The sequence below is a fragment of the Alcanivorax hongdengensis A-11-3 genome (assembly GCF_000300995.1).
GTDB classification, from domain to species: Bacteria; Pseudomonadota; Gammaproteobacteria; order Pseudomonadales; family Alcanivoracaceae; genus Alcanivorax; species Alcanivorax hongdengensis.
In genome coordinates this window covers 118,279-129,955 of the sequence record NZ_AMRJ01000004.1, presented here as the reverse complement: position 1 = coordinate 129,955, position 11,677 = coordinate 118,279, and the positions used below count along the sequence as shown (strand labels likewise).

At 61.3% G+C, this 11,677-nt stretch carries 12 protein-coding genes; 7 read left to right on the top strand and 5 right to left on the bottom strand.

The window, feature by feature from the left end; genetic code table 11:
- The first annotated feature begins 421 nt into the window (after positions 1-421).
- Positions 422-1,432, top strand: coding sequence for a quinone-dependent dihydroorotate dehydrogenase (locus A11A3_RS04835; RefSeq protein ID WP_008928150.1), 1,011 nt, complete (start codon positions 422-424; stop codon positions 1,430-1,432).
- A gap of 102 nt (positions 1,433-1,534) precedes the next feature.
- On the opposite strand, the gene rmf is transcribed toward A11A3_RS04835, so the two are convergent.
- Positions 1,535-1,741 carry a ribosome modulation factor gene (rmf, locus tag A11A3_RS04830; protein WP_040296717.1) on the bottom strand — a complete coding sequence of 69 codons (207 nt, stop codon included), beginning with the start codon at positions 1,739-1,741 and terminating at the stop codon, positions 1,535-1,537.
- A gap of 266 nt (positions 1,742-2,007) precedes the next feature.
- On the opposite strand from rmf, the gene rlmKL reads away from it, so the two are divergent.
- Genes rlmKL through A11A3_RS04815 form a run of 3 tightly spaced genes read left to right on the top strand, consistent with a single transcriptional unit; the run spans position 2,008 to position 4,684 of the window.
- Positions 2,008-4,119 carry a bifunctional 23S rRNA (guanine(2069)-N(7))-methyltransferase RlmK/23S rRNA (guanine(2445)-N(2))-methyltransferase RlmL gene (gene rlmKL / locus A11A3_RS04825; protein ID WP_008928148.1) on the top strand — a complete coding sequence of 704 codons (2,112 nt, stop codon included), beginning with the start codon at positions 2,008-2,010 and terminating at the stop codon, positions 4,117-4,119.
- Positions 4,119-4,346, top strand: a complete 228-nt coding sequence (locus A11A3_RS04820; RefSeq protein ID WP_008928147.1) for a glutaredoxin family protein — start codon at positions 4,119-4,121, stop codon at positions 4,344-4,346. Before rlmKL ends, A11A3_RS04820 begins: the two co-directional genes overlap by 1 nt.
- Positions 4,347-4,381: 35 nt before the next feature.
- Positions 4,382-4,684 carry a DUF6482 family protein gene (locus tag A11A3_RS04815; RefSeq protein WP_008928146.1) on the top strand — a complete coding sequence of 101 codons (303 nt, stop codon included), beginning with the start codon at positions 4,382-4,384 and terminating at the stop codon, positions 4,682-4,684.
- Here A11A3_RS04815 and A11A3_RS04810 read toward each other — a convergent pair.
- Genes A11A3_RS04810 through lexA form a run of 3 tightly spaced genes read right to left on the bottom strand, consistent with a single transcriptional unit; the run spans position 4,681 to position 6,524 of the window.
- The gene (locus tag A11A3_RS04810; protein ID WP_008928145.1) at positions 4,681-5,514 is read right to left on the bottom strand and encodes a TatD family hydrolase; all 834 of its coding nucleotides are present in this window, start codon (positions 5,512-5,514) and stop codon (positions 4,681-4,683) included. The two genes, A11A3_RS04815 and A11A3_RS04810, sit on opposite strands and share 4 nt — an antisense overlap.
- Complete coding sequence (locus A11A3_RS04805; protein ID WP_008928144.1) at positions 5,450-5,878, bottom strand: DUF1499 domain-containing protein; 429 nt, start codon at positions 5,876-5,878, stop codon at positions 5,450-5,452. The genes A11A3_RS04810 and A11A3_RS04805 overlap by 65 nt, the downstream gene beginning before the upstream one ends.
- 31 nt (positions 5,879-5,909) lie before the next feature.
- Positions 5,910-6,524 (bottom strand): transcriptional repressor LexA, encoded by a 615-nt coding sequence (gene lexA / locus A11A3_RS04800; protein WP_008928143.1) that lies wholly within the window; start codon positions 6,522-6,524, stop codon positions 5,910-5,912.
- A gap of 285 nt (positions 6,525-6,809) precedes the next feature.
- Between lexA and A11A3_RS04795 the strand changes: the two genes are divergently transcribed.
- Positions 6,810-7,463: a cyclic nucleotide-binding domain-containing protein gene (locus A11A3_RS04795; protein WP_008928142.1), complete on the top strand. Its 654-nt coding sequence runs from the start codon at positions 6,810-6,812 to the stop codon at positions 7,461-7,463.
- A gap of 1 nt (position 7,464) precedes the next feature.
- Here A11A3_RS04795 and A11A3_RS04790 read toward each other — a convergent pair whose 3' ends face one another.
- Positions 7,465-7,911, bottom strand: a complete 447-nt coding sequence (locus tag A11A3_RS04790; protein ID WP_008928141.1) for a universal stress protein — start codon at positions 7,909-7,911, stop codon at positions 7,465-7,467.
- A gap of 393 nt (positions 7,912-8,304) precedes the next feature.
- Between A11A3_RS04790 and topA the strand changes: the two genes are divergently transcribed.
- The gene (gene topA / locus A11A3_RS04785) at positions 8,305-11,034 is read left to right on the top strand and encodes a type I DNA topoisomerase (protein ID WP_008928140.1); all 2,730 of its coding nucleotides are present in this window, start codon (positions 8,305-8,307) and stop codon (positions 11,032-11,034) included.
- Between the two features lie 87 nt (positions 11,035-11,121).
- Positions 11,122-11,652, top strand: a complete 531-nt coding sequence (locus A11A3_RS04780) for a DUF6586 family protein (RefSeq protein ID WP_008928139.1) — start codon at positions 11,122-11,124, stop codon at positions 11,650-11,652.
- Positions 11,653-11,677: the final 25 nt, after the last annotated feature.

The window sequence follows — 11,677 nt, the reverse complement described above, 5'->3', positions numbered from 1 at the left end:
CAGACCTCAGACCTCAGACCTCAGACCTCAGACCTCAGACCTCAGACCTCAGACCTCAGACCTCAGACCTCAGACCTCAGACCTCAGACCTCAGACCTCAGACCTCAGACCTCAGACCTCAGACCTCAGACCTCAGACCTCAGACCTCAGACCTCAGACCTCAGACCTCAGACCTCAGACCTCAGACCTCAGACCTCAGACCTCAGACCTCAGACCTCAGACCTCAGACCTCAGACCTCAGACCTCAGACCTCAGACCTCAGACCTCAGACGTTGGACCAGGCTGATATGCCTCTAATCCGCGAATAACCTTTTTAGGCCCCAAGCCGCCCGGCAGGGCGATTCCCTGTCCGACACAAAGCATCGAAGTGGCTGCTTGCCTTGGCTATAATGCCGCGGTCGATCCCTTATCAGGCCTGCCCATGCTGTATTCCCTTGCCCGACCATTGCTGTTCTCCCTGTCCGAAGAGCATGCCCATGAACTGACCCTGGCGGCCCTGCGCAAGCGCCTGGGTAAATGCTGGCCGGGGTCGGTGCCTGACAAGCCGGTGGAAGTGATGGGTATCGAGTTTGCCAATCCGGTGGGGTTGGCAGCCGGGCTGGACAAGAATGCCGACTGTATTGATGGTCTCTCCGACCTGGGCTTCGGGTTTATCGAGGTGGGCACGGTGACGCCCCGGGCCCAGCCTGGCAATCCGCGCCCGCGACTGTTCCGGTTGCCCAAGGCCAGCGCGCTGATCAATCGCATGGGATTCAATAACCAGGGGGTCGACTACCTGGTGGAAGCGGTCAAGCGTAGCCGCTATGAAGGCGTACTGGGCATTAATATCGGCAAGAACAAGGACACGCCGGTGGAAGATGCGGTGCAGGACTATCTGATCTGTCAGCAGAAGGTCCATGCCTATGCGGATTATCTGGTGGTGAATGTATCGTCCCCGAATACCCCGGGCCTGCGTACCCTGCAACACGGTGACGCCTTGCACGAACTGCTGGGCACCCTGCGCGAGGCCCAGACTCGCCTGGATCAGCAACATCGTCGTCGCGTCCCCCTGGTGATCAAGATTGCACCGGATAACAGCGCCGAAGAACTGGCCGGCATGGCCGAAGCCTTCGTCCAGCACGGCATTGATGGCGTCTGTGTGGGCAATACCACGCTGTCCCGGCAGGGGGTACAGGGCCTGCGTCACGGGGATGAACAGGGTGGGCTCAGTGGGGCGCCGCTCAAGCCAATCGCCGATCAGGCGCTGAAAACCATGAGTCAGGCACTGCACGGGCGGATTCCGATTATCGGCGTAGGTGGCATTACCAGCGCAGACGATGCGCTGGAAAAGAAGCGCTTGGGGGCCAGCCTGGTGCAGATCTACAGTGGGCTGATTTATGAAGGGCCGGCGCTGATTGGCGATATCGCCCGCAGCTGGCCGGATACGTTTTAACCAGCAGGCTTGTCGCGAGCCAGACATTAAGAAGGGCCCGGGTAGGGCCCTGTAGGTCGGCGCAAGTGCGCGTCGGCGCGGGTAAAGAGAAGGTGGCTTGAATCAGCCGATGTCTTTCAGATTCTGAATGCCGGCAATGCCCAGAAAGCCCTGGGCCTGGTCGGTGCGACCTTCCCGCCAACCGCCCATCCAGTGGGTACGACCCTGCAGCGTGCCGAAGGGGCAATCCTCGCGGGATTTGCCATTGATTCCGGCCATATATCCTCTGTTATAAGCGCGGTCGTCCCGGTTTCTTTTTTGTCGCTTCATAGACGCTTTCCCCTTCGCTATTGACAGTAAAATGGGTGAGGCTGAGAAGACAGGCGCGGCACTTCGAAAAGGGGCCGCGGCAGCCAACAAGTTCAGTATGGGATAAGGCTGAAAGTGGTGTCGAATACCATGTAGCAATATGGTGGAGGCCTGTTAAGCATATGACGTATAAAGGACAGCTAGATGACTGTTTCCGTAACGCCTTGAAAGTCATGAAATTCTTTTTTTCTGCGTAAAGAGAAACAGTCACTTACGAGGACCCAATCATGGAATTTGTTGCCACCTGCATGCCGGGTCTGGCGCCGTTACTGTCCGATGAACTGAAGTCACTGGGCATGACGGTAACAGAAGAAGGGCGTGCCCATGTCCAGATCGACGCGGGAGTGGCCGATGCCCTGCGCGTTTGCCTCTGGTCACGGCTGGCCGAGCGCCTGCTGATGCCGCTGGCGACGCTGGATGTGGACCCCCGTGAGGCGCCGGAGCGGTTGGCCCGCAGCCAGGAGTGGCCAGCCCTGGTGGCCGATGGTGCGGCGGTGCATGTGCAAGTGGAGCATGGTGCCGGCGTGCGGGGAGACAATCGCATCAGTGCCAAGCGTTTCTGCCAGGCATTACCGCCGCAGCTGACGGTTTCCCGCGAGGCCCGTGGCAGCCTTTGTGTGCGTGCCCGTCTGGATGAACAGCAGGCTTACCTGTGGCTGGATCTGGCCGGAGACCCGTTGCATCGGCGCGGTTACCGATTGGCCGGTGGCCGTGCGCCGCTGCGCGAAACCCTGGCCAGCGCCATGCTTTGGGCGGCCGGCTGGGCCCGTGAAGGGGGCCCCCAGGCCTTGCTCGATCCGTTCTGTGGTAGTGGCACCCTGGTGATTGAAGCGGCGCTGATGGCCGCCGGTCATGCTGCCGGTGCCCGTCGTCAGCATTACGGCTTTCAGCAGTGGCGCGGTTGCCGCCGCAAGCTTTGGGAAGACGCCATGAGCGAGGCCGCGGCCAGCGCGGCCCGACCGGTGCCGGCGCTGTCCATCAAGGGCTTTGATGTGGATGCCCGGGCGTTGCAGCTGGCACGGCAGAATGCCGAGCGGGCCGGCGTTGGTATGGCCATCCATTTCGAGCGCCGCGAACTGGGTGCGTTACGGCCGCGGGATTTTGTCGAGCAGGGGCTGGTGGTCACCAACCCGCCCTGGGGCGAGCGTCTTGATGAGCAACAACAGGCCGGATGGCTGCATTATGCCCTGGGCCGCATTCTGGCTCTGCGGGCACCGGGCTGGCAGGTCATGCTGCTGGGGGCCGATGCCGAGGTCATGGATCGCTCCGGCATGCAGCTGGAGCAGCAGTGGCGCCTCAAAAATGGCCCGTTCAACAACTTTATCCGCCTGTATACCCCCCGGGCGGTGAATCCGGTCCGGGTGGTGCAGGTGGCCGATGACAGTGCCTTCGAGGTGCCAGCGCAGGCGCAGCCACTGCTCAACCGGCTGCGCAAGAATGGCAAGCACCTGAGACGCTGGGTCGAGCGTGAGGATATTCAGTGCTACCGCCTCTACGACCGGGATCTGCCGGAGTTCAATGTGGCGGTGGATATCTATGGCGATCAGGTGCTGGTCCAGGAATTCAAGGCCCCCAAAACGGTGGACCCGGAAAAGGCGCGCCTGCGTCGGGACTGGGCGGTAACGGCGGTGCGGGCGGCGCTCGGCGTACACCGTGAGCAGGTGCACCTGCGTACCCGCGAGCGCCAGAAAGGCAAGCAGCAGTACCAGAAACTGGATGGCCAGGGCCATTACCGGGTGGTGCGCGAGGGGCAGGCTCAGTTGCTGATCAACCTGCAGGATTACCTGGACACGGGCCTGTTTCTTGATCACCGGCCCACGCGCCTGCGCATTGCCGAGCAGGCTGCTGGCAAACGCTTTCTCAACCTGTTTGCCTATACCGGTTCGGCCACGGTGCATGCGGCCGTGGCCGGCGCCAAACGCACGGTCACCGTGGATGCCTCCAAGCGCTACCTGGAGTGGGCCGCCTGCAACCTGGCAGCCAACGGTTTCTCCACCGACCAGCACGAGCTGGTACGGGCCGACACCATGCGCTGGCTGGATGAGTGTCGCGAGCAGTTCGATCTGGTGTTCTGCGATCCGCCAACCTTTTCCAACAACAAGTCGCGCAGTGACTTTGTGGTGGAAGAGCACCACGCGGAACTGATTCGCAAGATCATGCGGCGTCTGGAGCCCGGTGGCGTGTTGTATTTCTCCTGTAACTACCGGCGCTTCCAGCTCGATGAGAGTATCAGCAAGTGGTATCACGTGGAGGATATCAGCCGCTGGAGTATCCCGGAGGACTTCCGCCGCAATGATCGTATTCATGTCTGTTTTGCCATCCGCCATGTGGAGGATTGATGCCGGTTCGCCTTTACACCACCGTGGGCTGCCATCTTTGTGAGCAGGCCCGTGACTGGGTAAGCATGGTCGACCCCGGTCTGGCGCTGACACTGGTGGATGTGGCGGAAGATGATGCCCTGCTGGCCCGCTATGGCGAGCGCATTCCGGTACTGTGCATGGACGGGTGTGAGCTGGCCTGGCCATTCGGCCTGCTCGAGGTGCAGCGGTTTTTGCTCAACACTTGATGTCGGCTTCACGGCCGCCGGGCAAGGATGTCCTTATGGAAAAGATAACCGTCAAAGCGCTGAAAAAACGGCATGCCGAGCATATTCTGCTGCGCTCGGTGACATTGTCTGTGTGTACCGTTCAGGTACAGCTGGAAGGCACCCTTTATTGGGTGGTGGACGAGCAGGGCAGGGTCATGCGCTTCAATGGCCCGGAGCATGCCAACAATCAGCTTGCCTTTCTGCCCACGGATTCTGCCAGTCTGGTACACCAGTCCGCCCACGCGGAAATGGTCGGCCAGCCGGATGGAGAGGTGGCGCCGCTGGACGTGCCCTATAACTGGCGAACTAACAGCTAACTGAACAGCGTTGTCGCATTGGTATAAGTCAGCCTGGCCACGGTCGCCACGGGCTGCTGACGCAGCTGGGCCACGCGCTGGCCAATCCAGGGCAGCAGGGCGGGTTCGTTACGGCGTTTTTTCGGCGGGGCGCCGGGTAAGTCCCGGGGCAACAGGTAGGGCGCATCGGTCTCCAGCAGCAGACGCGTATCCGGAATATTGTGCACCAGCTCAGCCAGGGGTTTGCCCCGCCGCTCGTCACAGATCCAGCCGGTTATGCCAATGTGACAATCCAGATCCAGGTAATGAAACAGGGCCTCGCGACTGCCGGTGAAGCAGTGCACCACGGCACCGGGAATGGCATCCCGGTGGGCCTTGAGAATCGGCAAAAACCGTTCATGGGCATCACGCTCATGGAGAAACACAGGCAGGTTGTATTCCGCAGCCATTGCCAGCTGGGCTTCGAAGGCCCGCTCCTGATCCGGCCTGGGGGAAAAGTCCCGATTGAAGTCCAGCCCCATTTCGCCGGCGGCCTTTACCGGTGGCTGAGCAAGCAGATGGCGCAAATCCCTTTCCAGGCTTTCGCAGTAGAAACGCGCGCTGTGGGGGTGCAGGCCGGCGGTGGCGAACAGCCCCTCATTGGCCTGGGCCAGTTCGATGGCCTGGCGAGACTCTTCCACATTGGTGCCCGTAAGCAGCTGCCAGTCGACGCCGGCAGCCCGGGCCCGATCAATGACAGCATCACGGTCATCATGAAACTGCTTGTCGGTCAGATTGACGCCAATGTCAGCCCATTGAATGGGACTGTCCGGTGTAGTTTTGCTGTGGGTCTCGTTGTGAGGTTCGGTCATTGCTCGTCGGCTCGGCCAGTTGCTCGCGCAGGGATTCTACCCGACGACGATTGACGCCGAAATCGTAATAGCCGATTCGCGAGGCCGAGCGTACTTCCGCCGTGCCGTCTTCACGCACGTAGAAGGTGACATCGTCCACGAAGCGGAAAATCAGGCTCTTGAAGCGTGCCTGGATGCGGGACTGGCCCACCACTTCATATTCCACCCGGGGCAGGGTATCCAGCACGGCCTGGATGCGCGCCATGCTGTCCGCCCGGTTGTCACTGACCGCCAGCGGGTCCACATGGTGCTTTTCGTCCGTGGCCAGGCTCGACACGCAGTGAGGCGCGTCCGGGCAGGGCGCAAGCAGGTTGGTGTCTGACATTACACTGGTACTCAAAAGAAGCAGGATGGCGCTAGAAAGAATTCGGATCACGGATCAACCCCACGAAAATGCCTTCGATCACCAGCTGATCCGCCGGCACCTTGATCGGCTCGTAGGCCTCATTGGCCGGCAACAGCGTGGCACTGGATTTGTTCAAGCGTAGGGTCTTCACCGTGACTTCCTCGTCAATGCGCGCCACCACGATTTCACCGCTGCGCGCCACATTGGACTTGCGCACCGCAATCAGGTCACCGTCGAAGATACCGGCATCGATCATGCTGTCGCCCTGCACCTTGAGCAGGTAGGTGGGGCGCTGCTTGAACAGACCCTGGGGCACCGGCACGGTGCGCTCCACATTCTCGATGGCTTCGATGGGTACACCGGCCGCCACCTTGCCGACAATCGGCAATTCCTCGTCCGACCAGTAGGCATTATCCAGTAGCTGGATACCGCGGGAGCGGTCGCTGTGGAGCTTGATGTACCCCTTGCGCTCCAGGGCACGCAGATGATCGGAGGCGGCGTTCTTGGACTGGAACCCCATGCGATCCGCAATTTCCGCCCGGGTGGGGGCCATGCCGGTATCGCTCTGGAATTCACGGATGCAGTCCAGTACCTGCTGCTGGCGCTCGGTCAGTTTGCTGCTCATACCCATCTCCTTGTGGTTCGGGCCGCCGGGCGGCCATCACTGCTGTCGGATACGCCGAGCGGCAGTGAGCTGCGATCAGCGTGATGCGGCGTCTATTCCCGGCCTGTTTCGTTTGCCTGGAGTGGGCCGCTGGATTAAGACTAGCATGACTACTGATAATATGAACAGTGTTATTTGTCCAGTTGCCGTGTAGGAGATTGCACAACATTTTGCGTTTAGTCGTTGCCCGTTGCGGGCCGGCCCTCTAGCATTGACGTAAATAAAAAAAGGGCTGTGGGGGAAAGCATGCAGCAGGCCAATGATGATCAGTACGGCATCGAGCGAACCCGGCAACTGCTGTCCGGGGTGCCGTTTTTCAATGAAGTGGCACGGGGTGAGCCCGGTCAGTTCGAACTCCTCAAGACCAAGACCCGCATTCTGGTGGCGGCCCCCGGTGAGCAGATCATCAAAGCCGGTGACGTGGATACCACCCTCTATTTTCTGTTGCGTGGGCAGCTTGAAGTGCTGGCGGAGCAGGATGATGACGCGCCGCTCTATTATGTGTCCCCCGGCGAGGTGTTCGGCACCCTGTCCATGCTGCTGGGGACCCCGCGCAGTGCCAGTATCCAGGTGGCAGAGAGTGCCCGCGAAGCGGTGCTTGCCAGCCTGGATTTCAATGACTTCAATGACGACGATAACAGCCCCTACACGCTGGAAAGCCGGCTGGCCTTCTTCCACATGATTGTCCACCACATTCGCTGGACCCTGGAGGTCAAACGCATGCAGATGCCGGACCACGAGCTGGTGCAGTCATTGCGCAAGCTGCCGGTGTTTCATGGTGAGAAGGGCACGGCGGACGAGCTGGATGCGCTGAAGATCCAGGCCCAGGCGCTGGCGGAGCTGCTGTGTCGCTGGAACGAGGAGCCGGTGGCCTCCACTGGCACCCTGCAACTGACCTGAATCAGTCTTTCTTTTTATCCACCTTCACCGCCAGCACATCGCAGTGGGAGCCGGGTACCAGCCCGCGGGCGGTGGAGCCCAGCAACAGCGCCAGGCCACTGCGGGTATGGCTGCCCACCACGATCAGATCCGCCTCCAGGCTGTCCGCCTTGCCCAGGATGGTCTTCTCGATGGAGCCCAGCTCCACATAGATATGTTTGTCGGGGATATGGTAGCGCTCGGCGTACTGGTGAGCGGTCTGTTTGGCCTGCTCCACCAGGCCGCTTTGCAGGTCGGTGACGTCCATGGGCACATCGGCCCCGTAGGCCAGTGCCAGAGGTTCGATCACATGGATCAGATGCAATTCGCCACTGACCCCTTCCAGCACACCGGCGGCCCGGGCCAGCACGGTGGCGGATTCATCACTGCAGTCAATGGCGACCAGAATCTTGCGGTACGGCGAGGCCATTTTCTGTCTCCCTGAGTGGATTTAACCCCAGTATATAGGCCGCTGACAGCACCTTGCCAAGGGGCAATTGGCATTCTCGCGCTTGCCGGTTATGGCGTGCATGCACCAACGAGGTCGGTTGACGCTACCGGGATGCGTGCTGCGGGGTGAAAAGAGGAATCGGCCTTGCGTGTTGAGCCCCAAGCCCCCGCCACTCGTCATTATTCGTTACCTGTCTGGAACGACCAAACGCGTCCCTCCGCGCCCGGATTTGATGGGCTTGGGGGATCAACAGGCGTCATTCGGATGGTGTTAACAGGCCCACCGAAAAGTGGCTGGCGCTTGACCCGGCCCCCAAGGCGCTGTCTAAATAGCGCCGGTTAACGTAATCCGCCGTCATTTGAGAACCTGAGAATGGGCAAATCCCTCGTTATTGTGGAGTCACCGGCCAAGGCCAAGACCATCAACCGTTATCTGGGCGATGATTTCGTCGTGAAATCCAGCGTCGGCCACGTGCGGGACCTGCCGGTCAGCGGCGGCTCCAAAAAGAGTACCCCTCAGGAACGTGCCAAGGAGGCGGCCTACACCCGCTCCCTGCCCAAGGAAGAGCGCGAAGCCTATAAAAAGAAGAAGGCCAAGGCCCAGCTGATCAATCGCATGGGCGTTAACCCGGAAAAGGGCTGGGACGCGCATTACGAGATCCTGCCGGGCAAGGAAAAGGTCATCGACGAGCTCAAGCGTCTGGCCGCCAATGCCGACCGTATCTATCTGGCCACTGACTTGGACCGCGAAGGGGAGGCCATTGCCTGGCACCTGCGGGAAGTGATCGGTGGTGACGACAGCCGCTTTGATCGGGTGGTGTTCAACGAGATCACCAAGAAGGCCATCCAGGCGGCCTTCCAGGAGCCCGGCAAGCTGGATATGAGCCGGGTGGAAGCCCAGCAGGCCCGCCGCTTCCTGGACCGGGTGGTGGGTTTCATGATTTCGCCGCTGCTGTGGGAAAAGATCGCCCGTGGCCTGTCCGCCGGTCGGGTGCAGTCGGTGGCGGTGGAGCTGGTGGTGGAGCGCGAGCGGGAAATCCGCGCCTTTACCCCGGAAGAGTTCTGGGAGATGCACAGCGACACCCACACCGGTGACGGTGAAGCGTTGCGCCTGGAAGTGGCCAAGCATGCTGGCCAGACCTTCCGCCCCAACAATGGCGATGACGCCGAGCAACACCGCCAGGCCCTGCTGGCCGCCGGCAACCTGACTGTCAGCCAGCGCGAGCAGCGGCCCACGCGCTCGAAGCCGTCTGCGCCCTTTATTACTTCCACCCTGCAGCAGGCGGCCAGTACCCGTCTGGGCTTCGGGGTGAAGAAGACCATGATGATGGCCCAGCGTCTCTACGAGGCCGGTCACATCACCTACATGCGTACCGACTCCACCAACCTGAGCACCGATGCGGTGGCCGCCTGCCGGGACTGGATCAGTGACAAGCTGGGCGACAAGTACCTGCCGGAAAAACCGCTGTCCTATTCCAGCAAGGAAGGGGCCCAGGAAGCGCACGAGGCGATTCGCCCCTCCGATGTGAAGCGTACCTCCGACTCGCTCAAGGACATGGAGCGCGATGCCCAGCGCCTTTACGAGCTGATTCGTCGCCAATTCATCGCCTGCCAGATGCCGCCGGCGGAATACCTGAGCACCACGCTCACCGCCACCGCCGCTGATTACGAGCTCAAGGCCCGCGGTCGCATCATGAAATTCGACGGCTGGACCCGTATCCAGCCGCCGGCCTCACGCAAGGGCCAGGAAGACACCCTGCTGCCGGACGTGAAAGAGGGCGATAACCTGGCCATCGATCAGGTGGACATTGCCCAGCACTTCACCAAACCGCCGGCCCGCTATACCGAAGCCAGCCTGGTCAAGGAGCTGGAAAAGCGCGGTATTGGTCGGCCGTCCACCTATGCGGCGATCATCTCCACCATTCAGGATCGCGGCTATGTGCGCCAGGATAATCGCCGTTTCTATGCCGAGAAGATGGGCGACATCGTCACCGACCGGCTGGCGGAAAACTTCCCGGACCTGATGGACTACGGTTTCACGGCCAAGATGGAAGAAACCCTGGACGAAGTGGCCGAGGGTCGACGCAACTGGCAGGACGTGCTCAACGAATTCTACCGTGATTTCGTCGCCCGGCTGGAAGCGGCCCAGGGCGAAGGCACCGGCAAGCAGGCGGTGGGCGGCATGCGTGCCAACCTGCCCACTGACACCGATATCCAGTGCCCCACCTGCGGGCGGCCCATGCAGATCCGTACCGGTTCCACCGGTGTGTTCCTGGGCTGCTCCGGCTACAGCCTGCCGCCCAAGGAGCGCTGCACGGCAACGCTCAACCTGCTGCCCGGCGAGGAAGCGGAGACGGTCAACGCCGACGATGACGAAGCGGAAACCAAGGAACTGCGCCGCAAGAAACGCTGCCCCAAATGCGGCACCGCCATGGAAAGCTACCTGATTGATGAAAAGCGCAAGTTGCACATCTGCGGTAACAACCCGGACTGTGACGGCTATCTGGTGGAACAGGGCGAATTCCGAATCAAGGGTTATGACGGCCCGACCCTGGAGTGCGAAAAGTGCGGCAATGAAATGCAGCTGCGCACCGGCCGTTTCGGCAAGTTCTTCAAGTGCACCAATGATGATTGCGGTAACACCCGCAAGCTGCTCAAGAACGGCGAGCCGGCGCCGCCGCGGGCCGATCCGATTCCCATGCCGCACCTTCAGTGTGAAAAATATGAGGATGATCACTACCTGCTGCGTGATGGTGCTTCGGGCCTGTTCCTGGCGGCCAGCAAGTTTCCCAAGAACCGGGAAACCCGCCCGCCGCTGATCGAAGAGATCCAGAGCGTGGCCAAGCAGCTGGACCCCAAACACAAATACCTGGCCGATGCCCCCGCCAGGGACCCGGACGGCAATCCGGGTGTACTGCGCTACAGCCGCAAGGCCAAGGAGCAGTACGTGATGAGCGAGGTGGACGGCAAGGCCACCGGCTGGATGGCGTTCTACCGCGACGGCAAGTGGGTCGAGGAACAGACCAAGAAAAAGGCGCCGGCCAAGAAGAAGGCAGCGAAAAAGAAGGCGGCAAAGAAAAAGGCCGCCGCAAGGAAATCCTAGTCGTGCCAACGGTGAATCGCGTCAGACGTCCGAAAACCGGCGTCTGACGCCAACCCCAAAGACAGTCCCCCGAATCAGGAAGTCCCCATGTCCCGAATGGTCCGCGAAAATGAAGTCAGTGGCCTGCGCGAGCGGCTGTATTTTGCCCGCGCGCTGCTGGGGCAGCTTACCGGCGAGCAGGCCGGAGCCACTCCCACTCTGCGGCTGGCCTTGCGTGGCGCAGTGGTGTTCCACCTCTATTCCGCCCTGGTGGGGCTGGCGCGTCAGTCCGCCAGGACTTACCGGGTAGAGGGCTATGAGTCGCTGTTCAGCCTGGCCGCGCTGCAGCAGGCGTTTGCGCAGTCCGGCGTGGAAGCACCGGAAATGGCCATCCTGTCACAGGCGCGCCAGGACCGCGGTGACCTGATTGCCTGGCTGGACGAGCAGATGCAGGCCTCGCTGGGGGCCGCCGGCCTGGCCCGTCGACCGACCCCGCCCAGTGATGCCAATGCGCTCAACCTGCTGGCCGAGGACAACTATGCGCCGCTGGCCGAAGGCGACCTGGATCGCCTCAAGCAGGCCTGCGAGCGGGTGGCCGAGCTGATCGAACACTGTGTCACCTACCTGGATGAGTGGTAAGAGACGTCAGTGGATCGTTGGACCT